This window comes from Rhodococcus sp. BH5 (genome assembly GCF_027583855.1).
In the GTDB taxonomy this organism is placed as follows: Bacteria; Actinomycetota; Actinomycetes; order Mycobacteriales; family Mycobacteriaceae; genus Rhodococcus_F; species Rhodococcus_F qingshengii.
This window is the reverse complement of the sequence record NZ_JAJHVW010000001.1, coordinates 592695-619591: the sequence shown is the minus strand read 5'-3', so window position 1 is coordinate 619591 and position 26897 is coordinate 592695. Positions and strand designations below refer to the sequence as shown.

The window sequence follows — 26897 nt, the reverse complement described above, 5'->3', positions numbered from 1 at the left end:
GTCTACGCCGCGAAGCGGGGCCTGCTGAGACGCTACCGCTCCGGAACGGTTGTGGGAGATGACGGATCCGGAGTGGTGGGGTCGAATGGCGGCGGGTTGTTCGGGTCGAAGCTCGTCACCGGCACCGAACAGGTCGCGCCCACTTCGGGATACGTGTTCGGGTTGACGCGCAGAGCCGAGACGAACTGATCGATGCGCGCGTCCGCGGCGTTGTCGAGCTTGAGCTGACGGCCCCACGACTGCAGCGAGATCGGCGAATCCAGGGTCGGATACGGCGACATCAACGTGTAGCTCATGCCCTCGACTCGCTGTGCCAAGCGAGCCTGATCCTCGCTCGAGACGAGGTCGGGGTTGTACGTGATCCACACGGCCCCGTGCTCGAGAGAATGGACCGCATTCTCGGTCCGAATCGCTTGTGGATAAACAACTCCGGTGCAGTTTGCCCAGACCGAGTCATGACGGCCTCCGAAGGGCGGTGAATATGTGTACGCCACGCGTTCGTTCGGGCGTACGTGTTGGGCTGCTGGGTAGTCGACCGTGACAACTCCGTCGATGGCTTCGGACGGATCCGGGTTGTCGATGCTCGGAACAAACGCATCCGGGCGCGGTGATCCTTCGAGGGAATTCGCACACGAAGCCAGTGCGAGAACTGCCGAGACCACCACTGTCGCTCGAAGTTGTTTGTTCACTCGGCCATGATAGCGGCGCCTGTCCGCTTTCCCGGGGACGCGAATCGACTACGACCCGAGAGAGCCGCTCGCTCCGCCCGACAGTGCGATGTCGCTGGCGCCGCGAAGAATTCGGATTGGTGGTAATGGCCCTCGGTATGCCTCGGAGCCACTGATCAGATCACCGGCAGCGTCGAACGCGATCGCCTCACCTTGTGGCTCGTCGGGAAGGGGGACGCGAATCGGGTTGGTGTTCAACGCTTTCACGATATCGCCGTCGGGAGCTGCGTACAGGTAAGCGTCGGTATACGTGCGGAGCGCTACCACCGTGCCGTCCTTGCTCACGGCGCCGCCGGTGACAGCCATCGTTCCGGCGTGGGGAACGGGCCCACCGGGTGTGAGGGTGGGAGTAAATCTGAGCTGACCTACTTTGGCCAACATGGTCGGCGAGCCCGTACTCAGATCCTGAACCTGCTGTCGCTCAGCGGTTGTGTAGACCACGCTTGCACCTAGGTAGTCCTTGGTGACGATGACGGGAACCCCGTCGCTCTGGATCAGTAGTGTCTCGGCGTCGTGCGCGCCGTCGGGATAGACCAGGGGGTAGGAGGTCGCCGCACCTGAAGCCGGATCGAGTTCGATCAGCCCGACCGACGTTCGTACCGCGTTGTTGTCGCCGATGTCTGCCAGCCACAGATGGCCGTCGGGAGTCGACGACAGATCCTCGACGTCGACACGAGGGGTGCCCACGCTGATCCAGCGCTGCACGTGGCAGTTCGAATCGAGTTCGGCGACCCGATCGTCGGAGCCGCTGTCGCCGATTGCGTACATCCCGGCCGCGGTGACGGTGAGTCCGGACAGCTCGGAAAGGCCTGCATCGGTGGGTGTGCACAGTACGTCGAAGACGCGGGCCTGTTGCGCCGCCGCAGGAACGGTGTGAACGCCGACAATCGCGGCGGCGAGAACAACCGATCCGGCAGCCCAAGCGACTGAGTGGGTGAGCGGTCGATTCCAGATCACGATGCAGTCCTCCAGGCCGAAGAATCGGGACTTAGTACCCAGAGAATACTGGACGTCCGTCTCACTTTGACCGAAACTGCAAGAAATCGCATCTGCCGAGACGCCGTGATGCGTCAGTGATTCACCGAGTGAATCCGCGTGCAGGAGGGGATACTCGACTCACCGGAGATCGGCGGCGACGAGCAGGAAGTGACGAAGCGATGGCGAAGAGTGAGTCCGACAAGCAAGGCGCAGATTCCCCGTCTCGGTTGATCGACAAGCGAATCGAGGAACTCGGAGACTGGCGGGGCGAGATGCTCGCCCGGATACGAACTCTGATCAAAGAAGTGGATCCGGATGTGGTGGAGGAATGGAAGTGGCGAGGTGTTCCCGTGTGGTACCACGCCGGAATGATCTGTACCGGTGAGACTTACAAGAGCGCAGTGAAGGTGACCTTTGCCAAAGGCGCATCACTCGACGACGCTTCAGGACTCTTCAACTCCAGCCTCGAGGGCAATACGCGACGGGCGATCGATTTCCACGAGGGCCAAGCCGTCGACGAAAAGGCGTTCAAGGCACTCGTTCACGCCGCGATTGCCCTGAACACCTCGAAGAAGTGACGCCCTGTCAGAGATGATGTTCAGCGAGGTCGAACGCACTGAGTAGCGTGCGGAATTTTGTACTGGTCTCTCTCAATTCGATTTCCGGGTCGGAAGTAGCGACGATGCCGCCGCCGGCGTAGGCCCGCGCCGAGAGGCCGTCTGCTGCGATCTCGGCGCAACGAATAGCTACCATCCACTCGCCGTCTCCAGTCCGGTCGCACCAGCCCACGGCACCGGCATAGAACCCACGATCGGCTTCGGTTGCGGTGATGTGCTCGCGTGCGGCGACCGTCGGTGTGCCGCAGACAGCGGGAGTCGGATGCAGCGCCATTGCGAGTTCGAGCGAGGTCAGGCTCGGGTCGATCAGGACACCTTCGATCTTGGTCCCGAGATGCCACAGTTGCGGTGTCCGAAGGATTTCCGGTGCGCTGGGTGCATTGAAGGACGTGCACAGTGGTCCGAGTATCGCGCTGATGGAGTCGACGACAAACGCGTGTTCGGCCAGATCTTTGGTCGACGCGCGGAGTTGCTCGGCATTCGCCTCGTCCTGATCCGAATTCGGATGGCGTGCAATCGAGCCCGCCAGCGGGTGGCAGGTGACGACGCCGCCTCGCCTTTCGATCAGAACCTCGGGCGTCGAACCGACCAGCGATCGCCCGCGGTACTTTCCTCCGGCGGGGGACAGGTCGACGCAGAAACCGTTGTGCGCGTGATCGAGTGCAATCAGTTTCTCGGCCAGAGCGGCGGGGAAGATCGTGGACTCGGCCTCGATGGTCAGGGAGCGTGCGAGGACAACTTTGTCGAGTTCGCCTGCTCGAAGTCGCTCGATGGCTCCGCGGACCCTGTCGGTGTGGATCTGCGGGCTGGGTTCGAATCCGGCTACCCGCGAAGTGGGTAGTGACGGGATGTTCGAGTGATATAGATCACCGCGGACTCGTGTGAAACTCAGTGGCGCGGTGAGGGCGGACGGCGTCTCCGGGGAGAACGGCAGGGCGCCGACGACCGAGTCGATGCGCCCGGTCTTGAGGGCTTCGGCAGCGTCGAAGGCCGAGTCGAATTCTTCGACTACTCCCGAAGTGCGGATCGACGTTTGCCTACGTGAGAGCAGGAAAACGGAGTCCGTTTCATCGTCAGTCCGGTTGTTGCGCAACGGGAATTCGGAGACTTCGGCGAGTGCTGACATGGACACCCTTCCAGTTCGACAGATTGCTTGTTATGTTGAGGCTAGCCTTAGTTTGGGTGAATTTGTGTTGCGAGCGCCCGGGTTGTGTACTTCCGTACCGTTATGGTTAGGCTGGCCTAAAGTCAAGGCGTGCGGACGGGGTCGACACGAGGGTTGGGTTGGCTCGATCTGAGCGCGTCGACCACTACTCGAGGAGACCGATGAGCAACACCGTGGACCGTGACCAGATCGTGCGCGACGTCGCCGAGGTTCTGTCGATGAGGGCAGAACAACTCGGCGACGACGCGGACCTGGGTGACGAAGGCCTTGACTCGGTTCGCTTGATGACGCTCGTCGAACGGTGGCGGGGAGCGGGCGCGGATGCCGACTTCGCGGAGTTGGCAGAAGAGCCCACGATCAATGCCTGGGTTCAGGTCCTGTGCCCGCAGTGAGCGAGCGCCGAATCGCCGTGGTCACCGGTGCTGCGGCGGGGATCGGCGCCGCAGTGGCCCGTACGCTTGCGCGCGACGGGTATTCGCTGGCGTTGCTCGATCGCGACGACGTCGAATTGAAGCGGGTAACTGCGGAATTGGCAGAAACAATCGTCGAAGGCGCCGATATCGAGAGTCACGTCGTGGACGTGACCGATCGGCAGGCAGTCGACGCTGCAGTGGCCTCGACGATGGACACGTTCGGCCGGATCGACGCGCTCGCGCACGTCGCCGGAATTCTCGACACCGGATCGGTGCTGGACTCCGATCCAGACCAGTGGCGGAAGATATTCGGCGTCAACGTCTTCGGTTTGCTCAACGTGCTGCAAAGTGTGGGACTGGAAATGCGTCGTCAGCGGACCGGATCGATCGTGGTGGTCTCGTCCAACGCAGCCGGTGTGCCACGTATCGGGATGGGTGCTTACGGTTCGTCCAAAGCTGCTGCGACGATGTTGGTTCGAACCGCTGGGCTGGAGTTGGCCGCCGACGGGATTCGTGTCAACGTGGTCGCTCCGGGATCCACCGACACCGCAATGCAGCGTTCGTTGTGGTCGGACCCCTCCGACGATTCGGGTGCCGACGCGGTCATCGAAGGCAATCTGGCGAGCTATCGCCTGGGCATTCCGCTCGGAAAACTGGCCACCGCAGACGATATCGCCGAGTCGGTGCACTTCCTGCTGTCCGACCGGGCGGCCCACATCACCATGCAGGCGCTGTACGTCGACGGTGGAGCGACGCTCAAAGCGTGAGACGTATTTGCTGACAGTACTTTCGAACAGGAGTCACTTGCATGACCTCGAGGATCGCTCGCGAGCCCTTGGCACCCGTCGCACAGTATCCACCCGATTTGGTGACGCATTATCGGGAACGAGGCTATTGGACTGACGAGACGCTGGCCGGATTCGTCACGGCCGCGGCCGCACGGCATCCCGACAACGAAGCGGTGGTCGGCAGCGATGCCTCTGGCACACAGACACGGCTGACATATTCCGACCTCGATCGTCGCAGCTCGGCCGTGGCCGGAGGCCTGTTCGGCTTGGGTGTTCGCGCCGGTGACCGGGTGCTTCTGCAGCTGCCGAACATCGTGGAATACGTCGAAGCATTGTTCGGTGTGTTGAAGCTCGGCGCCCTGCCGGTATTCGGGTTGCCGGCGCATCGCCGAACCGAAATCGGATACTTCTGCCAGTTCGCTGATGTCGCTGCCTATATCGTCGCCGACCGTCATGGCGGGTTCGACTACCGCGCGCTGGCGCGTGAGGTGAACGAAGGCCTCGAGACTCCGCCTGTTGTGATCGTGGCCGGTGACCCCGAAGAGTTTGTCGGTTTCGATTCGCTGCGCGGATACGAGGTTCCCGTTCTTGCCGACGTCGATCCGTTGTCGGTCGCCTTTCTTCAGCTTTCCGGTGGCACGACCGGTGTTCCGAAGCTGATTCCGCGAACGCACGCCGACTACCTCTACTCGGTGCGAGCGTCCAACCCGATCTGCGGCGTCGACGACTCGACGCGCATGTTGGTGGTTCTCCCTGCAGCGCATAATTTTCCGATGAGTTCGCCGGGCATCCTGGGTGTTCTCCACGCGGGCGGCTCCGTGGTTCTGGCGCCGGACACCATGCCCTCCACAGCTTTCGGTCTGATCGAATCAGAGCGAGTCACGCACGCTTCCTTGGTCCCACCGATCGCGTTGGCCTGGATGGCCGCCCCCAGTAAGGCAGATCACGATCTGTCGAGCTTGCGGGTTCTCGGCGTCGGCGGAGCGAAGTTCAGCGCCGAAGCCGCTGCACGCGTACCCACGGAGCTGGGCTGCACCCTCCAGCAGGTGTTCGGGATGGCCGAGGGGCTGGTCAACTACACCCGCCTCGACGACACGCAAGAATTGATCGTCAGCACTCAGGGCCGGCCCATTTCACCCGACGACGAGGTTCGTGTGGTCGACGACGAAGGCGCGCCCGTCGCGCCCGGAACCACGGGGCACTTACTGACTCGGGGTCCGTATACGATCCGTGGCTATTACCGGGCGGATGCGCACAATGCCGAGGTCTTCGACGCCGAAGGTTTCTATCGCACCGGCGATCTGGTCAGCGTCACCGATTCAGGACATCTGATAGTCGAGGGGCGCGCAAAAGACCAGATCAACCGCGGCGGTGAGAAGGTTGCGGCCGAGGAGATCGAGAACCACCTGCTCTCGCATCCGGCTGTCCACGATGCGGCCGTCGTCGCCGTTCCCGACGAGTACCTGGGCGAACGAACCTGTGCTGTTCTGGTGATTTCCGGAGATGCACCGACCGTCGGCGAGATCAAGCGATACATACGAGGCCGAGGCGTTGCGGCGTACAAGGTTCCGGATCGAGTGGAGTTCGTGACCGAGTTCCCCGTCACCGGCGTCGGAAAGACCAGCAAGGCGGCCTTGCGCCGTGTTCTCAGCGAATCGATTGCCGCACAGACTCTGTCGAGTTGATCGGTTCCCACCCCCCACATTTTCGAGGAGATTCATCATGGCGCTACCCACAGCAGTGCGATACGAGATGCCCACCGAGTTTCCGCAGAATCGGGTCGACTGGACTCTCGATCCTTCCCGAGCGTTGTTGCTTCTGCACGACATGCAGGAATATTTCGTGAACGCGTACGACCGAAGCGTCGACCCGCTCCAAACCGTGGTTCCGAACATCGACCGGCTTCGTTCGTCGGCGCGAGCTGCCGGAATCCCGATCGTCTACACCGCGCAACCCGGTGATCAGGATCCCGAGGAGCGCGCGTTGCTGTCGGATTTCTGGGGACCGGGTCTGAAGGCAGATCCCGCTCACACCGACGTGATCGCCGAGTTGGCTCCGCATCCGGACGACGTGATGCTCACAAAATGGCGCTACAGCGCTTTCATCAAGACAGATCTGCGTGAGCGGCTGCGCGAGAGTGGGCGTGACCAGCTGATCATCACCGGAATCTATGCCCACATCGGTTGCCTGACTACCGCTTTGGACGGGTTCATGCAAGACGTGCAGATCTTCTTCGTGGGCGACGCGGTAGCCGACTTCTCCCTGGACGAGCATGTCGGCGCGCTCGAGTACGCGGCCGGGCGCTGCGCCTCGGTCACCCGAACCGACGACCTGGTCAAGGCGATGAGCGCGGAAACGGTTTCGGCGTAGGCGTGAACGGCGACGGGTGCGCCACCCGTCGCCGTATTGTCAGGTGTGTGAAGACTTTGTTGGTGGTTCACCACTCGCCCTCGCCGACAACCCACGAATTGTTGGATGCGGTCCTTGCCGGGGCCCGCGATCCCGAGATCGAGGGCGTCGAGGTGAAGGTGATGCCGGCGTTGGCTGCGACAGTGCCCGTCGTACTCGCTGCTGACGGATATCTTTTCGGTACCACCGCCAATTTCGGTTACATGTCTGGGGCGCTGAAACACGTAAGTCACGTATACCCTGCTATTGCGTTCCGGCGCAGGTCAGCCTTGCTTCGGAGTGCGACATGACAAGTGTGGTCGCCTGGGAGCGGGATGTTGGCGTGCTGTCCGAACTGGTTATGGCCAGCGACAGCCGTCTGGGGGGTGGCGAAGAGTGGGACGCCTGTGCCAAAATCTTTGACATCGGGAGGTCCGACGCACTGTTAGGTTTCGCGGGCAACACGTGGCGTGCACTTCCGCTCATTTTCCAGGTTTTGGCAACTACTCGGGCATACGAGGGTTCTCTGCTCCGTACCCTGGATTTGCCGAAGTACGCAGGGCATCTAGTGCGAGTGTTGAACGTTGTGCTTGAGCAGGCGAAGGGGCCCGCTGCTGCAGCGCCGCCTGAGTGTGAGTTCCTTCTGGGTGGTTGGTCTTGGTCGGAAGGGCGCTTTTTGTTGTACCGATACCGGTTCGACAGGCTTGCATCAGAGTTCAAGGCCGACAAGATGCGTACGCCGCCCCCGTCGATCCGTAAGCCCGGGGGTGTCCGTCTGTACGGCGCAATCGGAGACGGTGGGCGGAATCTCACTGGTCAAGTGGCCAAACAGTATGGCGTTGGCGACATTTCTGGGCCCGTTGACTATCACCCCCTCGAAGCGCTATACCAGCAAACTCTCGATCCTGAATTGCACAGCGTCGGGGGCCCTGTCCAGGTTGCGAAGGTTTATCGGTCGATTCGAGTTGAACATTTCGCTACTCGGAATGGTGATGGTCTGTCTATTTCGGGGCGACCCGTCCTGCCATATGCTGAGAATGTTGATCTCCGTGTTATCGGTCGTCGTGACGACGGAACTTGGTCCGTTGAGCCGCCCGGAATGCTCCGTCCTTAGAATAAAGGAGCGTAATGTCAACACGTCTGCTGATCGTGCACCACACGCCATCGCCGTACTGCCAGGCGATGTTCGAGGCGGTACTCAGCGGTGCGACCGACCCCGAGATCGAGGGCGTGGAGGTCGTCCGCCGGGCGGCGTTGTCGGTGTCGGCGAGCGACTTCTTGGAGGCCGACGGGTACCTATTAGGCAGCCCGGCGAACCTCGGGTCGATTTCAGGTGCCCTCAAGCACGCGTTCGATCAGAGTTACTACCAGATTCTCGACTCGACGCGGGGCCGCCCGTTCGGGCTCTACCTGCACGGCAACGAGGGCACTGAGGGAGCCGAACGCGCCGTGGATTCAATCACCACGGGTCTCGGTTGGGCGAAGGCGGCCGACTACGTCACCGTCTCGGGCAAGCCCGAGAAGGCGGACCTGGAGCGGTGTTGGGAGCTGGGTGCGACGGTCGCCGCACAGTTGGTGGAGTAGGCGGGGTCTCCGCTCAGTCCCAGCCCCACTTTTCGGCGAGTGACGGGTCAATATCCGTTTCCAGCAAGGTCGCGTGCTCTTCCCGATCGTGGGCCGTGCAACAGTCGTGCGCATCGTCGTCGAAGGGCACCTCAAGGTGCGTGTGGCAGTCGTCGACGAGGGTGCACAGTTGGCGAAGGATCATATCGCAGGCTGTAAGAACGTCATGGTCGGTACTCAGCAGAGGTTCGTGGTACTCACGCCGAACTCCAAGCTGTTCTCCAATGAACGGCCGGTCGGGATGGACGAACATTGATGCGGAATTGCTGTTTGCGATTCGATCAATCAAAAGGTGGCTGGGCTCGTCGGTTTTGAGTTCGGTCGCGAGAGCGAGCTTTAGACGTCGATGACTGAACATTCCAAATTCGACCTGGCTGGAGCGAATCAGACTTCCCCGGTGGATTACGAAGTTGCGGGCAGTGTTGAACTGAGTGAACAGATCGTCGGCTAACACCTGGCCGACCCGCTCGCGCCGCCACGCGTTCTCTCCTTCCTTTTCCATGTCCAGCCGAACCATCTCAAGCACAGATTTTGAGCTGGCGAGAAAGGCGTTGGCTGAGTACCTAAACGGGGCAGGGTGATGGTAGGCCGCGATCATCTGGTGGAGCTGAAAATGACACTCGAACACGCGATCATGGGTCAAGACAAGTGGGCATGATCGAAGTTCTATCGCTGGGTCGTCGACTGATGGCACAGAGATACAGTAGCTCCGCGTAAGGCGACGAATCCATCTTTTCAGGCGAGGGCGGCGGGCGTCACCTTGAAGCTTCCCGGCACGCGGCCCGAGCGAATCGACGAGAGGGCGAACGCTCGCAGGTCGGGCTCGTCTTCGGGTTGGAACAAACGCCTTGTCGATGTCGCCCTGCATGGCGGTGCCATGCATGAATAGGTGTCGAGCGAGTCCGGAGATCGAGCCCTAGCAGCTCGAGATCAGGCGAGGGAAGTCCTCGGGTCGGGTGTCACCGAACCCGCGGACGACCTTCTCATCCTCACGGCCGGACGCGGTGAGCACCCGGCGCAACATGCTCGACGTCGGCGGGCCGCCATGCCGCCAATACGCTTCGGCGTACGGCCTGGCGTAGGCGATACGGGCGCTGTTAATAGCTTTGGATTGCGCGGCGTCGAGGGTGCAGCGACCGACGATCTTGGGGTCGTCAGGCGTGAGGGGCACCGTGCCGCACGGTGTCGCCGAACACCGTGCGGTGATGGCGTGCCCAGCTTCATGTGCGCAGATCGCGAAGCGCTGCTTCTCTTCTGGGGTGATGTCGCGGAGCCGGAGCTTGCCCATCGCGGATGTCCTATCTGTTGGAGGTGGTGATGCCGGCACCGACGAGGCGACACTCAGCCAGACCCTCGTCGGTGCCGGCGGGGTGGTGGTGAAGGGACGAAAGGTCACAGCCCGCGCCTTGCCGAGACAATCGACGCAGCCGCAGTCGAACACCCACGTGTGCCCGAGGGGTGTCCTGAGGGTCGAGCCCGAGGGCACGATCAGGCTTGCGGCCGAGGCAGCCGCCGTGACACCGGCGGACGTATGGATGAAGCCCGTGGTCTTGGCGAGTTCGGCCTCCAGGTGGCCGGCGGCGGCAACGAGATCGGCCGGTGCAGGACCGGCTGGGGTGTCGACGATCAGCCGTGGCGCGACATGGGCAATATCGCTATTCGGGACGCTTCGGGTGGTCATGAGGAATGCTCCTTGTTGATGTTGTTGGGGCCGCCGGTAGCTTCGAGAGCGAGATCGGGCCTGCCGGAACCGGCGTGGCGGAATACCTCGCCGATCCAGTCGGGGTCGATCGCTTCTGCCGATGGGGCTGTGGCCCAAATCTGCCGGCCGAATTTCGTCGGGCTCAACGGTGGAGGAGGTCATCAGACGACCCTCATCAGTCGGGGTCCGACACTCGGGGTATCGAGCGGGTCGGGTAGCCGGAGGTAGGTCTTGCCGCCGATCTTTGAGGGCGACGACTTCTCCAGCGCCGGCGAGAGCGACCGATGCGCTCACGGCCGCCCAGTAGCCGGCGGCCTCGGGTAGCTCGCGCCGGATTCGGCTCCAGGCGATGACGTCGGGGTCGTCGGCGTCGGGAGTGAGCCGGGTCAAGATTTCGAGTAGCTGGTCTTCGATCGTGGTGGTCGTGCGGGTCTCCTCGTGGTGTCCGTGCTGCGGGGTGTTCTCCTCGGTTGTGGCACGCACGGTGGTGAGGGTCAGGTGGACATGGCTGCCCCCGTTCCGACGAGGGCACGGTGCAGCGCGGTCACGTCAGCAGGCGCTAGGGCGTCGCGGTCAGGATCGACGGCGCGCTTCACCCGGTGATAGGCGACGGCCTGCCGTGCCTCGACGACGCGGGGACCGTCGTCTGGTGCGCCACGGCTCACGAAGGCGGCGAACCTGGCGCTCCGGCTCAACGCCGACATGTCGCCGGACGCGGTACCGATCACTGCTGCTGTCATGCAATCAGTCGATCAAACGGGGTGCAGCGCTTCGGCGCTCGACCGTAGGGGCGACGACGATGGTTGCGAAAAGTGCTGCACCGCTCCGTAATTAGCCGTTCGAGTGGGGGCAGCGATGTAGCGCGTGTGCTAACCGGAGATAGCACGATTCCGTGCGGGATGGTCACACCGGAAGGTATTACGAGATTTCGTTCTGTCCGTGGTCATCACGCGATGAAGTTCGGCACAGCTCACTCGTCGATCGGACCGTACTTCCAGCCGTGGTCAACGGCGCGGGCAAGCAGTGCCTTCGCGGTGTTGAGATGCGCGCCCTTCTCGGAGAACGGAACATCGCTGTAGTCGATGTGCCCGTGGGCGTCGGGTACGCCCTCGTTCATCGAGTCATCCCACGCGGTCAGCGGCCGCCGCGCCTCGGAACCTTCGGGGGACTTGATCTCGACGGCCTCGACTTCTTCGACCGTCACACCCAGCACGCCCACGGGCGGCCGGTAGGTTGAACTTCGCTTCTCACAACCTGCTTTGAGGGTGGCGGCGCGCTCGTTATAGGCGTCTTCGGCTGTCGCAACCGACCCGCGCGTGATCGAGAGCCGGTTGTGATCCTTGACGTCGGCAGAGTTCAGCAAGAATGCATCGGGTGCGACCACGCCGTCGGCAACGAACGCTTGCGCAATCGGCCTGTAGAGCACCTGATCGGGTTGGGTGATGCGCTCACGGGACTTCTCGGCACCTTCACTCACGAGGACGCCTCCGAGAGCCAGGAGTCGAGGGCGGCAACGAGATCGACGACGTCGGGAGCGACGTTGTCTTCGGCGAAGGTCCCGGCGCGCAGGTCGGTCGCATGGACGTAGAGCGCGCCGGACGGCTCAACCTCAATGGAAAGTTGGTTCTCGACCTCAGGCCAGAAGAATCGGATGCCGCCGGGCTCGGTGGGGAACACTACCCGGGTGATGTTGCTCAGTGAGATCATCGCGTCGATCACCGCTCGGCCCCGCTCGATCACCGCCGCCGTGATCGGTTCTCCACACTCCCCATCGAGCCAGCCTTCGTCGAGGTCGGCGAGCGAGTCGACCGCAGCCCGGGCGGCGCGGGCATCCTCGGTGACATCGACGACGTTGAGCGTGGTGACAGTGGCGAGCTTGGTCAGTCGGCCGTCAGCGTTGAACTCGCCGATGCCCTCGGCTTCGCACTCGAATAGCTGCTGAGCGGAGGCGATCTCGACGGTGACGCCCGACTCGCGATAGGGGACGGTGATGTCGCGCTTGTGGTCTCGATCGCGGACTGTCAGCTTCCCGGATAGAACATGGAAGTCGATGACCTGCCCCTTGACGGTGGCGGGCTTGCGGGTCTCGACGTCGAGGCTGTCGATGGCGTTGCTGCGGGCGGTCGTCGTGTACTCGGGGCGGCCCTTCCATTCGACGACGTCGGTGGGTGCCACCTGGATCGTGTCGCCGGTGTGCAACGTGTGGCCGAGCCTCTTGACCTTGTTCGGCGGGAGGCGGCGCATATCGACGGGGAGCTGCCCCTCATCGCTCAACGCGAACGCGATGAACTCATCGACGGTGTTGAGGGCGCGGTCATAGTACTGCTCGATCTCGTCCTCTTCGTCGATTGCAATCTTGCCTGGGCCGAGATCGTATTCCAGCGTGGCGCGGCACGATCCTTCGCCGATCTTCTGGACCAAGCGTAAGGCGATCCGGTCGTCGTAGCCTTTCGGCATTCGCTTCTTGTTCGGGTAACTGTCGTGCCAGTAGAGCTTGACGAGGGATCGCATGATGTCTTCGAGGGCGGAAATCTCGACGAGTGATTCGGCTGGTATTCCGGGTGCATTGAACCGTGCTCCACTCAGGCGCATCGCCGCGACGACGCGGGTGTCCTGGCTGGAGGTGGGCTCGGTCATGGTCAGCAGGTTATCCGAGGCCACCGACCTCGCCGACTCGAACCCCCGGGGATCACGCCGCCCGCCGGAGCAGCCGAGCCACCGACGCCGACGACCAGCGGCCGCCCTTGCGGGTCGTCAGCCCCTCGTCGTTGACGGCATCGGCGATAGCTCGGGTTGCGAGGCCGTCCGCGCGGAGCGAGCGCATACGGGTGAGCACAGAATGTTCGGTCTCGTCGGGCACCAGCTCTCCCGAGGTGTCGCCGCCCGGTACCCGAACGGCGGTTGTCCGCCCGCGTAGCCGCCGCTGGCCTTCTTGATCCGACGCCCTGCCTGCATTCGCTGCACGATCATCGACCTGTCGTACTCGTTGATCGCGGCGATGATCGTGCGGATGAGCTTGCGTTGGGGGTCGTCGGGGTCGTCGAGCATCGACTGGTCCTCGCCCGAGGTCGAGAACAGCCGGGCACCGCAGGCACTCATCTCGTCGATGGTCAGCTCTAGGTGGACCTGGTCGCGAGTGAGCCGGGAGAGATCGGAGACGGCCACACCGTCGGCCTCACCGCCGCACACACGGGTGACCACGTCGACCCATGCCTCGCGACCCGACGGGGCAACGGTGCCGGACACATCTTCGACGACCTCGGCGACAATGCGGTGCCGGTTCCGCTTGGCCCAGTCGGTGATTGCCTCGCATTGTCGGGCGGGACCGTACGCGGCGAGCTGGTCACGGGTCGAGGTGCGAATGTATGCGACGACCTTCAGGTGATCTACTCTATTTGGCTTTGAGCAGCAATGCGATACTTGCTATTAAGTATCTATCGCGGTGTTGTGTCCGTTGGGGTCTCGGCCCGTCACCAATCCGCCGCCGCGCCACCGATCTCGATGATGGATTGGCGGCGACCCGAGATCGAGCGGGCCAGCGCGGGTTTCTAAACCCGCTCGTGCCGTAGTTGTGCCTCGGTGCGGTTTCGGATCGGCCGTACGGACTGTGGGTTCACGGAAACAACGACACCGCTGGTGCTGTGTCGTCGGTGCGCAAGCTCGCCACCGGGCTCGGATTGGTCGCGGTGGCGGATCCGCTCGAAGTGACTGTGAGCGTGGACAAATCGGTGCGCGATCGTTGTTACGAACTGGGCGGAACCGTCGCGGCAACGCTGATGGACTAGCCCTCGCGTTCGTCGTTCCGATTCACGAAAGAACCTGCCCCACAATTTGTTGTGGCTGTGCGTGTCGACCCGCGAATTCGTCGGGTGCTGTCGGTTCGGCAGATTTTCAGGTCGAGGGCGGGGCGGATTCCCCGATTCGTCGACATTTAGTTTAGGCTACCCAAAATGACGTTAGGTCACCCTTGGGTGACGTGTGTCCACAGACGAGGGGATCAGTGTGAGCGTTCTTCCAGGTTCGAACTCCGGAGCGGCGAGCGAAGCTACGTTTGCTCTCACAGGAGCTCAACTCGGGATTTGGAACGCACAGAGACTCGATCCCGAATCTCGGAGCTACCTCGTCGGCGAGGTGCTCGAAATTTCGGGCGACGAACCGATCGACACCGAACTTCTGACCGCCGCCATCACGGCGACGATCGGTGAAGCCGAAACCATGCGGCTGCGGATGATCGAGACAGTGGACGGACCGCGTCAGCACATCTCCGGCGAGCCGGTTGGCGTCATCCCCATCACCGACGTCCGTGACGAGCGTGATCCGGTGGCCGTGGCGCACGCCCTGGTCGACGCCGAGCGCAGCCGGGCGTCCGAGTACTGCCGATTGATGGTGGGGCGTCCGCTGTACACGTACTCGCTGATCAGACTCTCCGATCGCGAGATCTGGTGCATCCAGCTCTATCACCACCTGATCGTCGACGGATACAGCGCGGCCATGATTTCGCGCCGCGTCGCCGCGCACTACACGGCTGCGAAGAAGGGAACCGACGTAGCGCCAACGCGATTCGGTTCGATGACCGACCTGGTGACCGAGGACGAGGCATACCGGTCCGGCGAGCAGTTCGTGGAAGATCGTGACTACTGGCGTGATGTCCTGACGCCGTTGCCCGCGTTGGACGGACGCGGCCAGCAGGTCACCGGCCCGGCGGAACGAACGATCCAGGTTCGCGAAGTCATTACCGCCGACGCTCTCCACCGCCTCAAAGAGGTGGCAGACGCGACGGGAACAACGTGGGCCGAGGCCCTGATCGCCTGCTACGGCGCGTTTCTCCACCGGCTGCTCGGCGAGACGGATGTTGTCATCGCGATGCCACTGATGGCGCGCGTGGGGCGCACGGCACTCAAGACGCCGGCCATGGCAGTCAACGTCCTGCCGCTCCGGTTGACAATTCGCAGCCACGATCGACTCGGTGATCTGAGTAAGCAGGTGGCCGCCACGATGAAAAGCCTGCGCGCACACCAGCGATACCGTGGTGAGAATCTTGCTCGGGACCTGGGCGTCGCCGGCACCGGTGCACTGCTTCACGGGATCGGAATCAATCTCAAGGCTTTCGACTTCGCCCTCGATTTCGCCGGCGCTGTTGGTGTACTGCGTAACGTCGCCGGGGGACCGCCGGAGGACCTGGGTTTGACGGTGACCCCCATTGCGGACGGCGAAGTTCTACTCGGATTCGAAGTGGACGCACGTACCAATACTCGGGATTCGGTTCAGCGTCGCCTCGCCGGTTTTGTCAGCATCGTCAACGCGATGGTCGGGGAGGGAGATCCTGCCGTCGGTCAGGTGGAGATGATGACGGCGCCCGAAGCTGCCCGGATTCTTGCCGGCCGCGAGACCGAACCCGTGCCTGGCTCTGTCGACCTCGTCCCCGACGTCTTCGATCGCATCGTCGTCGAGCACGCGGATGACACAGTCCTCGTGTGCGGTGAGGAGCGTTTGACAGGCGCAGAACTCGGTGCCCGCGTCCGCAAGCTCGCCCGGTTGCTTCGGGCCCGCGATGTCGGCCCGGACGACATTGTCGGACTTGCGCTTCCGCGTACGTCCGAGATGGTGGTGGCGCTGCTCGCGACATTGGACGCGGGCGCAGCGTACGTGTCCCTGGATCCGCAGCACCCGGCCGAGCGGTTGCGGGATCTGATCGACGACGCACAGCCGAAGGTCGTGCTCACCACTTCCGCTCTGGCTGAGCAACTCGCCGGGGATTCTCGGCCCGAGCCGCTCGTCCTCGATTCCGACGCGGTGCGCGAAGAACTCCGTGCCAATTCCGGGCTTCCACTCGAACTCGGTGAACTGGCGGCGGTGCGGCATGGTGACCACCTGGCGTACGTCATCTACACCTCAGGATCGACCGGCAAGCCCAAGGGCGTGTTGGTCAGAAGCGGTGGATTGGCGCACCTGCTTCACCACCATCGCGCCACCATCTACCGGGACACCGCCGAGCGCGTCGGAAACCGTCAACTGCACACCGCGCACACGGCGTCGTTCGCCTTCGACGCGTCTCTCGATCAGCTGTTGTGGATGCTGTCTGGTCATCGGGTACACGTATACGACGAGGAACTGCAGAAGGACGCGGTTGCTCTGGTCGCGGCGTTCGAGCGAGATTGCGTCGACGTGGTCGACACGACGCCGTCGATGGCGGCAGCGATGGTGGACAACGGGTTGCTGCGTACGCAGCGGTTGCAGCTCCTCGTCGTGGGTGGCGAGGCGGCACCGCCCGCACTGTGGGACGCGATCATCGAATCCGGTGTTCCGGCTCGAAACCTGTACGGCCCCACAGAAACGACGGTCGACGCGATCGCGACCACGGTCGAAGGTGCCGGACCGCGTATCGGGTACCCCCTCGCGGGTACCCGTGCGTACCTGCTCGACAGCGCGCTCGAGCCGGTCGCCGACGGTGAACGAGGTGAGCTCTACCTGGCGGGACCGCAATTGGCCAGGGGCTACCTCGGCCGCGCCGGCGCGACCTCCGAGCGTTTTGTCGCAGATCCTTTCGGGGCTCCGGGAGATCTGATGTACCGCGCCGGGGACGTGGCGCGGTGGGTGCCGGGGCGGGGCTACGACTTCATCGGTCGCAGCGACAAGCAGGTGAAGATTCGCGGACATCGAGTCGAGTTGAGCGAGGTCGAGGCTGTTCTCGGATCGGTACCCCGAATCGGCGCGGCTGCTGCGTTGATCCGCACGGATGGGGGACGGCCCAGCCTCGTCGGCTACGTTGTAGCCGCCGCCGGCGCGACGCTTCCGCCGCAGGAAGAATTGCGCCGTGACCTCGCCGGTCGCGTACCGGATCATCTCGTTCCCGCCGCAATCGTCGTTCTGGACGAATTGCCCGTCACGGTGAACGGAAAGCTCGATCGTGCGGCACTACCTGCCCCGGCTGCCGAATCGGCAGGGCGCGCCGCATCCACACCGCGCGAGGAAATCCTCTGTGACGTGGTGGCCGAGGTGCTCGGCCGCGAACGCGTCGGCGTGGACGAGGATTTCTTCGGCCTCGGTGGTGACAGCATCACGGCAATCAGTGTCAGCAGTCGACTGCGGGTGCGTGGTCTGATCGTTGCTCCCAAAGAACTACTGGCACAGCGAGATCTGGGAACCATCGCCGCTGCGGCGCGTGAGATTGCCGATGACGCCGACGCCGTAGCCTCGGTTGCGGACGTGGCGACCGGCACCGTGATCGCCCCGCCGATCGTTCGAGCACTGATCGACAAGAATCCGACAGACGAGGCAATCGCGGGCTACGCGCAATGGACCGCAGTGCGCATCGACGACAGCCTTTCACTGGGTGACCTGCAGTCCGGCGTGCAGACGATCCTCGATCACCATGACGCTCTACGCCTGCTCCTGCGCCGTGACAACGACAGCGGCACTACCGAATTGATCGTCCGGGACCCCGGCGCGGTGCGCAGCGAGGGACTCGTTCGCGCGGTGTCCGACACCTCCGAGCCGTCCCGGATCAGAGACCTCGCGGAGGCGTCGGCGGCGAGTCTCGACCCACGTGCCGGTGAACTCCTGCGAGTCGTACTGGTCAATACCGAGGCCGGTCGACCCGACCAATTGATCGTCGTAGCTCACCATTTGATCGTCGACGGTGTGTCCTGGCGAATTCTGCTTCCAGACCTCCACGAAGCCACCGATGCTGCACGCGAGCGTAGGTCGGCCCGGTTGGCTGCAGGCGGAAGTTCGTGGCGTCGATACGCAGGGTTGCTCGCGGAATTCGGGGCCTCTGGCAGCAGGGCGTCAGAGCTCGAGTACTGGAAGTCCGCGTCGGTGCAGGCGGACGACGAGCCGATCGGCAGTCGTCGTCTCGACCCGAAGATCGACGTGACCGCAACCGCCTCTCGCACGACAACCATTGCGCCCCCGGCCGTCACCGACGCGCTGTTGACCACGCTTCCGGCGGCGTATCGAGCCAAGGCCGACGAAGTGCTTCTCTCGGGTTTGATGCTTGCCTTGCGCTCATGGCAGCACGGCCGCGGCCTCATCGGGCTGCCCGCGCAGACAGTTACCGTCGAAGGTCATGGCCGCGACGCGCTCACCAGCGACACCGACTTCGCCGGAACCATCGGGTGGTTCACCAGTGAGTTCCCCGTCCGGGTTCCCACCGATGCACTGCTCACCGCAGACGATCTTGCCGACGCACTGAGCGGCGGAGCAGCTGCGGGACATCTCCTTCGTGCGGTGAAGGAGGCAAAACGCGCCGTACCCGGAGGCGGAGTCGGCTATGGAGTTCTGCGGCATCTGGATCCCGACACCGCACCTGACCTTTCCGCGTGCGCTACACCCGAACTGCTGCTCAACTATCTGGGCCGCTTCCCGTCCTTGCCCGGAACCGGATGGCGATTGCCGGAGCAGGATCCATTCGCGGTCATCGAGCCGGCGACGAAGGTTATGTCGGAAGTGCTGGCGCTCAACGCATTTGTCCGAGAGGACGACTCGACGACGCTGGCAGTCGAATGGACTGCGGCGGGTTCAGTGCTCGACGGCGCGACGATCGTCGAGCTGCAAGAGCATTGGGAACGTGCGCTCGCTGCCCTGACCGCGCATGCCGCGCTCTTCGAGGGTGGTTTGACGCCTTCCGATTGCTCGGCGACGATCTTCGGCCAGGGCGCGGTGGTCGATCAGGCAGGGATCAACGAACTCGAAGCCGTCCACGGACCGCTTGCCGACGTCCTTCCGCTCTCGCCGCTACAAGAAGGTCTCCTGTTCCATGCGGTCCGTGACGGAGCCGCAGACGTCTACACGCTCACTGCACGCTTCGACCTCTCCGGGCCACTGGACGAGGCGAAGTTGGCCGACGCGTTCGAGACCGTGATCGACAGGCACCCGAACCTTCGCGCAGCTTTTCACTACGAGCAGTTCGAACGGCCCGTTCAGATCATTCCGCGCGGCGCAAAAGTCGAGTGGCGTTCGGTCGATCTGACCTCCGTTCCAGCTGACACTGCATTCCGCTCTGCAGATCAGCTCGAGGACGAGGCCGCCAAGCATGTCTTCGACGTCAGTACACCGCCTCTGCTGCGTGCACTACTGGTTCGGCTGCCCGGCGGGGTGCACCGTTTGGTCCTCAACGCGCACCACCTGCTCACCGACGGTTGGTCGACTCCGATCGTCCTGCGCGAGCTGATGAACGTCTACCACGACGGCGACAGCCGCCTCCCTGCGCCGACGCCGTATCGCGACTACTTGGCATGGATCGCCGGCCGTGATCAGGACTCTGCCCGCGCAGCGTGGAGCGAGCGTTTGCGTGGGCTCACCGCGCCGACTCTCGTTGCCGATGCCGGAGCGCCGCGAAGTGTGCCCGTCGCGCTCGAGGTTCCTCTCGCGACATCGGACGCCGAGGCGCTGATCGAACTCGGCCGTGCGCGAGCGCTGACGGTCAACACCCTGGTTCAGGGTGCGTGGGCAGCAGCGCTCGCCGAAGCGACAGGACAGTGGGACGTCGTGTTCGGGGCCACGGTGTCCGGCCGACCTGCCGAACTCTCGGGGGTGGAGGGAATGGTCGGGTTGTTCAGCAACACGATTCCGGCCCGCCTCGACATCGTCGCGGACCGGCCTTTGCTCGATCAGTTCGTCGATCTCCAGAACGCCCAATTCGACATCGTGGACGTCGAACACACCAGTTTGGCCGAGATCGAACGCATCGCCGGAATCGGGCAACTGTTCGACACGCTCCTGGTGTTCGAGAACTTCCCGAACTCCGGTGCGGGACAGCCTGCATCGCACACACTGCGGGTCGAGGGGCTCACCAACCGCGGAGTCACACACTATCCGATGACGTTGATGGCGCCGCCGAGCACCGGTCTGGATCTGGTTCTGTACCACGATCCGGCAGTTGTCTCCGACGCCACGGCGCAGCGAATGGTCACACGGCTCGCGGAGATCCTGCGTGGGTTGCTGACCGAACCGACAGCTCCCGCATCCGCGGTGCTCACGGTAGTCCGACAGGCAGCGTCCGTTGCCGATGCGGTGTCTGCCGCGAAAAATGTCGCTGTCACGAAAAAGGTGGCCGCGCCCGATCCTGCGATCGATGTCGATCCCGCGGTCGTGGATGCAGTGTGCGCCTGTGTCGCAACGGTGTTGGAGATTCCCGACGTCGATCCGGGTGACAATTTCTTCACTCTCGGCGGTCACTCGCTCACTGCGATGCGGTTGGTGGGAAGCCTGCGCAAGCTGGGAATTCGCGTCGTCGTCTCGGATGTCTTCGACACCCCGACCCCCCTCGGTCTTGCCGTGGCCGCACGCGTCGATCGGACGAAGTTCTCGCCGGATTCGGTCGTTGGCGTCGATCGACCCGTTGTGACCGTGGCGACGTTCCGCGCCCCGGCGGTGGCGGGAAATCCTGATCACGAGCGTTACTGGGTTCGCACGCTCGCGGACCTGCCCCTCGAAACGGACCTTCCGTATGACCGCCCGCGCGGCGAAGAGTACCGCCCGCACACCTACCTCCGTCAGCTACGCGATGCCCGGTTCGGTGACGAACCAGGATTCGACGCGGTGCTGTTGGCCGCCGTGGCGGCGACGCTGAACAGCTTCGGCGGTGGTCGGGACCTTGCGGTCGGACTGGTCTCGGAAGGGACTGACACCCTGATTCGGGTCGACCTGTCCGGTCGGCCGAGAATTGCCGATGTCGTTCGGCGAGTCGAAAACGCTGTCACCGAGGCACTTGCGCATTCCGATGTCAGCCTCGACCGAATCGCCGATCTACTCGGGCGTCCGACGAGCAGCCTGTTCGCTGCCCGTGTCGGTCACTCGCCCGGAAAGAGCGTCGACCTCGAATTCGTCCGAACCGCAACAGAACTTCGATTGACGTTTGATGCCGGGCTGTTCGACGCCGCGACTGCGGACGCATTGCTCGACGGTGTGATCGCGGTCCTCGGTCACGAAATCAGCACTGTCGTCGCGGATCTGCGACTGGCGGAAAACAAGCCGGATCGCGACCCGGGCCGACGCGCGACGCCGCCGTCGGGGATCTCGCAGTTGTTCGCTCGACACGTCAGCCGCCACCCCGACGACATCGCGGTGATCTCCGGCGAGGTCGGAATTACCTACGGGGAACTGTCGGCGCGCGTCGACGAGCTGGCCCGCGAACTTCTCGCGGTCGGCGCCGGACCCGAGAAGGTAGTCGCCGTCGCGCTGGATCGAAATGCGGATCTGGTGGCCGGACTGCTCGCGGTACTGCGCATCGGCGCTGCGTACCTGCCACTCGACGTCCATTACCCGACTGAGCGGCTCGAGTTCATGATCGAGGACGCGGCTCCGGTGTGTGTCCTGACCAGTATCGACAGCGCCGGGCAACTTCCGTTGACGGTCGCCACGAGTGTCTTCGTGGACGGTGAGTTCACCAACTCGGGTGTCGTGCTTCCTCCGCCGCCCGCGGCGGGTGATCACCTCGCCTACATGATCCACACCTCCGGTTCGACGGGTCGCCCCAAGGGCGTGATGGTCTCGACGGGCAACCTCGCAGCCTTCGCGGACACGGTACTCGAGGATTGCTGGATCAGGCCGGGCGATCGCATCGTCGCGGTGACAACGGTGTCGTTCGACATCGCGGCACTCGAGTTGCTGTGCCCGCTCGCGGCGGGCGCGACTGTCGTGATCGCAGACCGCAGGACGGTTCGCGACCCGGATGCGTTGTCGGCGTTGATCATCGCAAGCGATGCGACAGTGATGCAGGCAACGCCGGCGCTGTGGCGAGTGGTCACCGAACACGAGAACGCAGTCGGACTCGCCATGGTGCGAGCCCTGGTGGGAGGGGAAGCCCTCCCGCAGGATCTGGCCGACGATCTGGTGGCCAACGCTGCTTCGGTCCGGAATGTCTATGGACCCACCGAGGCCACGGTGTGGGCGACATCTTCGGTCATCACGACCGGCGACCGAGTCACGATCGGTCAGCCCTGGACCGATGTGCACGTGCGAATCCTCGACGACGACCTGCGTGAGGTTCCGGAAGGCGTTGCGGGCGAGCTGTATCTGGGCGGTGCGCAGGTGGTCCGCGGATACCTGAACCGCCCCGATCTGACCGTCGCTCGGTTCGTCGCCGATCCTTCTCTGCCGGGGGCACGCCTCTACCGCACCGGCGATCTGGTCCGACGCCGGCGAGGGGTTTTGCACTTCCTTCGTCGTGCTGACGATCAGGTGAAGGTTCGTGGTTTCCGCATCGAGCTCGGCGAGGTCGAAGGCGCGCTCGGATCGGTGGCAGGTGTGTTCCGCGCGGCAGCCACCGTTCGCGTCGATGCGGCGGGTACCGGAAGTCTGCACGGATATGTGGTTCCCGAAGGTGCAACCACGCTCGATTCGGTACTGGTGCGCAAGGAGATTGCGCGGCTCCTACCCGAACACATGGTGCCGCAGACCATCACGGTGCTCGAAGCACTACCACTCACCCTCAACGGCAAGGTGGACCGGAAGGCATTGCCCGACACCGCGCCGGATCGTGTGCCGAGCCCACTCGTAGCCGTCGATGCGGATCGTCGGGCACGGCTCGAGTCGCTGAGCCCGGGCTGGCAGGACGTGCTGCCACTCGGTCCCTTGCAGGAAGGCATGTACTTCCAGTCGGTTCTCGACGGCGCCGGCGGCACGGATGTCTATCACATGCAGCCGCGATTCGAGTTCTCCGCCGATGCCGCCGTCGACGTTCGCTCAATCCGAGCAGCGGGGGATGCGCTCTTGCGGCGCTATCCGAACCTGCGGGCCGGCTTCACACACGCCGGTTTCGACGCTCCGGTGCAGTTCGTGCCCAGGGCAGCCGAAATGCCTTTCCGCGAAATCGATCTGAGCGCAGTCGCACCCGAGGACTTGGATATCGAGGTCCGCGCCGTCGACGAGGCTGAATTCGGCAGGCTGTTCGACTTGAGTGCGCCGCCACTCATTCGAATGGTGCTGGTCTGGTTGCCAGGTGGGGGAGCGCACCTCGTCTTCACTCAGCACCACCTGCTGACCGACGGTTGGTCGCAGACCTTGATGTACGCGGAGTTGTTTGCGCTCTACGAGTTTGCCCGCACACACGGCACGGACCCGGTTGGACTCGACGGCGCGCTCGACAAGCCTGCGGACTTCCGTGATCACCTGCGATGGATCGCCGAAGCGGATCGCACGGACGCCATCTCGTCCTGGAAGGACTACCTCGCGGATCTCGAGCAACCCACACTCGTGGGTGGTACGGGATCAGGCGGGTGCGCTCCGTTGCCGGTGTTCACCCGGGTTCAGCTCGAACAGAGCATCACCGAGCACGTACGCGAGCTGGCCAGACGTAGCGGAGTGACGCTGTCCACCGTCGTCTCTGCGGCGTGGGGTCTGGCATTGCGCGCCGTGACGGGCCGTGACGACGTGGTCTTCGGATCGACGGTTTCGGGACGTTCACCCGAGGTCGAGGGCGCCGACCTCATGGTGGGATTGGCGCTCAACACCATTCCGGTGCGTGTCCGGGTCCGGCCAGGCGAGGAGATCTCGGCGTTGCTCGGACGCCTGTTCCGTGAACAAGGTTCGCTGCTGGGGCATCACCATCTCGGGCTCGGCGACGTGCAGCGAAGTGCAGGGTTCGCCACGCTCTTCGACACGCTCTACGTTTTCCGCAACACCCCTCGCGACGAACAGGCACGTCGAGACACGTTCGGTCGCAGTGGAATCGTCGGGTTCGATGCGGTGGACGGCACGCACTATGCGCTCACGCTCGACGTGGATCCGGGTGTCGGGGACGCGGCGATGGCGCTCACACTCGAAAACCGTCCTGACCTGATTCCGCACGACGTGGCTCACGACATCCTGTCCCGCACCATCACGATTCTCGAAGTGATGGCGAATTCCGATACCGCCACGGTGGCGGACACGGCGGTTCCGCTTTCGCGCACCCCCGCGGAATTCGCTTCGGAGCACGTCGTGATGCCACGGCCGGACCAGGCCGGCGGTAGCGTGGACGCACTACTGCGCGAAAGGGCAGCGGCAACTCCGGACGAGACGGCGCTGGTCTTCGGAGACGTCGCACTGAGCGCAGCCGAGATGAACTCTCGGGTGGACAGACTGGCACGGATACTCGCGTCGGCGCTGGGGCAGTCGGTACCAGGCGGGGGACCGACCCGTGTTGTCGCGCTCGCGCTTCCGCGTACTGCCGATCACGTCGTCGCAATCTTCGCCGTCATGAGAACCGGAGCGGCCTACCTTCCCTTGGATCTGGCTCACCCGCCGGCACGCCTGCGCGAACTCATCCTCGACAGCGATGCGGCGCTGATAGTCACCACGACTCAGACGCGTGACCTCGTTGTTCCCGATGGACAGCCATGTCTGGTCCTCGACGACCCGGACGTGGCCGGGGTACTCGACGGGCAGTCTTCGGCACCAGTTGTCGACGAGGCTGCGGTCTGCGGGCCGACCTCACCGGACCAGCCTGCCTACGTCATCTACACCTCGGGCAGTACCGGAAAACCCAAGGGCGTCGTGGTGGGTCACCGCGGGTTGACGACGATGTATCACAATCACAAGGCCGAGATATTCACTCCGACCGAAAACAGTGTGGGTGGCCGACGTCTGCGCATCGCGCATACAGTCTCGTTCTCGTTCGACATGTCGTGGGAGGAACTGTTCTGGTTGCTCGCGGGGCACGAAGTTCACGTGATCGACGAGCAGGCGCGACTGGACCCCGCGTCTCTGGTGAAGCATTACCGCGAGGTCGGTATCGACGTCGTGAATGTAACCCCCTCGTATGCACGGGAACTGATGGCCGCCGGTCTCCTCGACGGTGAGCGGACGCCGGTGTTGGTGATGCTCGGCGGAGAAGCTGTACCTGCCGAGTTGTGGTCGCGATTGCGCGATCAGGACGGTGTCGACGGGTACGACCTTTACGGGCCGACGGAGTTCACGATCAATGCGATGGGATCCCCGGTTCAGGGGAGCGAGACACCCTGCTTGGGTCGTCCGATTCTGAATGCGTCTGCGCGGGTACTCGATTCGGGTCTGCGGGAGGTACCGATCGGAGCGGCGGGCGAGCTGTACATGTCCGGAGACGGAACGGCGATGGGTTACCTTCACGGGACCGCGTTGACCTCCGCTGTGTTCGTTGCTGATCCCTACTCCGTCGGCAAGCGCATGTACCGCACGGGTGACGTTGTACTGCGTCGCCGCGACGGCGAACTCGAATATCTGGGTCGCGCAGACCATCAGGTCAAGATCCGAGGCATTCGGATCGAATTGGGTGAAGTCGAATCCGCGCTGGCGTCGTTGCCGGGAGTGTTGAGAGCGGCAGCGTCAGTCCGTAGCGAAGGCGGTGCGCCGCCGCGACTGGTCGGCTACGTCATCGAAGAACCCGGCGCTGATCCAGTCGATCTGCGAGCTGCGTTGCGGGAAAGCGTACCGGCACACCTGGTTCCGTCGGACATCGTCGTCGTGGATTCGATCCCGTTGACGCCCAACGGAAAACTGGACCGCGGTGCGTTGCCGGCACCCCCCGCCCGAGCAGCGGCCCGAGCACCGCGAACCGAGATGGAAAGGCAACTGTGCCAGGTCTTTGCGCGGGTACTCGGCGTCGAGGCAGTCGATCCCGAAGAGAGTTTCTTCGATCTCGGCGGCGACTCGCTTCGAGCTATGCGACTGGTGGGGGAGATGGAGCACGACCTGTCGGTGAGCGTCGGTGTGGGAACGCTGATGGCCCGTCCGACAGTTGCAGAACTTGCAGTACACCTTGACGAGTCGGCGTCCGAAATCGATCTGAGTCGTGATCGCCTCCTGACACTGCGAGCCGAAGGCAGCGGAGAACCACTGTTCTGCGTGCATCCGGCCGGTGGATTCGCTTGGCCCTTTGCGCCTTTGACCGGTGTTCTCGAGGCCGACCGTCCACTGTTCGGCCTGCAACTGCCCACAGTTGCCGGGGAGCCACTCGAACCGACGAACGTGGACCAACTGGCAGCGATGTACGTCGACACGATTCGCGGCGTGCAACCGAGCGGGCCGTACCACCTGCTCGGCTACTCGTTCGGTGGCAACGTCGTTGCCGCGATGGCTGCTCAGCTGGTCGATATCGGCGAGACAGTGGAGTTCGCCGGTCTGATCGATACTCATCCACTGGGAGATCGTGACGATCGCGGTCGCGACGATGCCGACGACCGAGATCTGGCCGCCGCCCTGCCACCCGAGATCCTCACTCAGGCGCCGGGACTGGTCGACGCTGTTCGGGCGGGTTTTGATGCCACTCGTTTGCTCGTGGCCAGCTCGACCGACACAACCTACGACGGACCGGTTACTCTGATCACCGCCGACGCCGAGGCGTCCGGACAGCTGCTGGCTGATCGCTGGCGCGGAGTCCGCGGGGACCAGGACATGGCAGTACACCATCTGCCGTACGACCACGCCGGTTTGGTGACCCCAGCCGGGTGGGCGGCGATTGCCCCGCTGCTCGACAGCTATTTGTCGAAACGCACGGCTACATAGTTCGAAAACCACACAGTTGAAACACAATGGG

At 63.6% G+C, this 26897-nt stretch carries 16 protein-coding genes and 3 pseudogenes; 9 read left to right on the top strand and 10 right to left on the bottom strand.

What is annotated here, in order from left to right:
- Window positions 1-32 precede the first annotated feature (32 nt).
- On the bottom strand, window positions 33-689 hold the full coding sequence (locus tag RhoBH5_RS02750) for a DUF3105 domain-containing protein (RefSeq protein ID WP_003942235.1): 657 nt from the start codon (window positions 687-689) through the stop codon (window positions 33-35).
- 48 nt (window positions 690-737) lie between these two features.
- Entirely contained in the window at window positions 738-1685 is a 948-nt protein-coding gene (locus RhoBH5_RS02745; RefSeq protein ID WP_058038678.1) for a hypothetical protein, read from the bottom strand.
- Between the two features lie 200 nt (window positions 1686-1885).
- On the opposite strand from RhoBH5_RS02745, the gene RhoBH5_RS02740 reads away from it, so the two are divergent.
- Window positions 1886-2284: a DUF1801 domain-containing protein gene (locus RhoBH5_RS02740; RefSeq protein WP_007735116.1), complete on the top strand. Its 399-nt coding sequence runs from the start codon at window positions 1886-1888 to the stop codon at window positions 2282-2284.
- Window positions 2285-2291: 7 nt separating this feature from the next.
- Here RhoBH5_RS02740 and RhoBH5_RS02735 read toward each other — a convergent pair whose 3' ends face one another.
- Window positions 2292-3449, bottom strand: coding sequence for an isochorismate synthase (locus RhoBH5_RS02735; RefSeq protein WP_020969440.1), 1158 nt, complete (start codon window positions 3447-3449; stop codon window positions 2292-2294).
- 200 nt (window positions 3450-3649) lie between these two features.
- Here RhoBH5_RS02735 and RhoBH5_RS02730 point away from each other — a divergent pair, with 200 nt between their 5' ends.
- The 6 genes and pseudogenes from RhoBH5_RS02730 (at window position 3650) to RhoBH5_RS02705 (ending at window position 8661) form a co-directional block, all read left to right on the top strand.
- Window positions 3650-3880 (top strand): phosphopantetheine-binding protein, encoded by a 231-nt coding sequence (locus tag RhoBH5_RS02730; RefSeq protein WP_003942230.1) that lies wholly within the window; start codon window positions 3650-3652, stop codon window positions 3878-3880.
- Entirely contained in the window at window positions 3868-4668 is an 801-nt protein-coding gene (locus tag RhoBH5_RS02725; protein WP_219467561.1) for a 2,3-dihydro-2,3-dihydroxybenzoate dehydrogenase, read from the top strand. The genes RhoBH5_RS02730 and RhoBH5_RS02725 overlap by 13 nt, the downstream gene beginning before the upstream one ends.
- Window positions 4669-4709: 41 nt before the next feature.
- Complete coding sequence (locus RhoBH5_RS02720) at window positions 4710-6374, top strand: (2,3-dihydroxybenzoyl)adenylate synthase (protein ID WP_219467558.1); 1665 nt, start codon at window positions 4710-4712, stop codon at window positions 6372-6374.
- 37 nt (window positions 6375-6411) lie between these two features.
- Window positions 6412-7059 (top strand): isochorismatase family protein, encoded by a 648-nt coding sequence (locus RhoBH5_RS02715; RefSeq protein WP_042922600.1) that lies wholly within the window; start codon window positions 6412-6414, stop codon window positions 7057-7059.
- A gap of 47 nt (window positions 7060-7106) precedes the next feature.
- Window positions 7107-7322 (top strand): annotated as a pseudogene (locus tag RhoBH5_RS02710) (flavodoxin); the annotation flags it as partial.
- 883 nt (window positions 7323-8205) lie between these two features.
- The gene (locus RhoBH5_RS02705) at window positions 8206-8661 is read left to right on the top strand and encodes a flavodoxin family protein (protein ID WP_219467555.1); all 456 of its coding nucleotides are present in this window, start codon (window positions 8206-8208) and stop codon (window positions 8659-8661) included.
- A 13-nt stretch (window positions 8662-8674) separates the two neighbouring features.
- On the opposite strand, the gene RhoBH5_RS02700 is transcribed toward RhoBH5_RS02705, so the two are convergent.
- The 7 genes and pseudogenes from RhoBH5_RS02700 to RhoBH5_RS02675 form a co-directional block, all read right to left on the bottom strand.
- Window positions 8675-9343 (bottom strand): hypothetical protein, encoded by a 669-nt coding sequence (locus RhoBH5_RS02700; RefSeq protein WP_270007925.1) that lies wholly within the window; start codon window positions 9341-9343, stop codon window positions 8675-8677.
- Window positions 9344-9616: 273 nt separating this feature from the next.
- Window positions 9617-10885: a hypothetical protein gene (locus RhoBH5_RS02695; protein WP_270007924.1), complete on the bottom strand. Its 1269-nt coding sequence runs from the start codon at window positions 10883-10885 to the stop codon at window positions 9617-9619.
- An 11-nt stretch (window positions 10886-10896) separates the two neighbouring features.
- The gene (locus tag RhoBH5_RS02690) at window positions 10897-11142 is read right to left on the bottom strand and encodes a hypothetical protein (protein ID WP_219467547.1); all 246 of its coding nucleotides are present in this window, start codon (window positions 11140-11142) and stop codon (window positions 10897-10899) included.
- Window positions 11143-11372: 230 nt separating this feature from the next.
- Entirely contained in the window at window positions 11373-11879 is a 507-nt protein-coding gene (locus RhoBH5_RS02685) for an endo-1,4-beta-xylanase (RefSeq protein ID WP_270007923.1), read from the bottom strand.
- Window positions 11876-13039, bottom strand: coding sequence for a hypothetical protein (locus RhoBH5_RS02680; RefSeq protein ID WP_219467541.1), 1164 nt, complete (start codon window positions 13037-13039; stop codon window positions 11876-11878). Before RhoBH5_RS02680 ends, RhoBH5_RS02685 begins: the two co-directional genes overlap by 4 nt.
- Before the next feature lie 52 nt (window positions 13040-13091).
- Window positions 13092-13226 carry a recombinase family protein gene (locus tag RhoBH5_RS32625; protein WP_372454394.1) on the bottom strand — a complete coding sequence of 45 codons (135 nt, stop codon included), beginning with the start codon at window positions 13224-13226 and terminating at the stop codon, window positions 13092-13094.
- A gap of 104 nt (window positions 13227-13330) precedes the next feature.
- Window positions 13331-13765, bottom strand: a pseudogene (locus tag RhoBH5_RS02675) (recombinase family protein); the annotation flags it as partial.
- A 209-nt stretch (window positions 13766-13974) separates the two neighbouring features.
- Here RhoBH5_RS02675 and RhoBH5_RS02670 point away from each other — a divergent pair.
- Together RhoBH5_RS02670 and RhoBH5_RS02665 are read left to right on the top strand one after the other, a co-directional pair.
- A pseudogene (locus RhoBH5_RS02670) lies at window positions 13975-14187 on the top strand (flavodoxin); the annotation flags it as partial.
- Between the two features lie 217 nt (window positions 14188-14404).
- Window positions 14405-26866 (top strand): non-ribosomal peptide synthetase, encoded by a 12462-nt coding sequence (locus RhoBH5_RS02665; protein ID WP_270007922.1) that lies wholly within the window; start codon window positions 14405-14407, stop codon window positions 26864-26866.
- The last annotated feature ends 31 nt before the right edge of the window (window positions 26867-26897 follow it).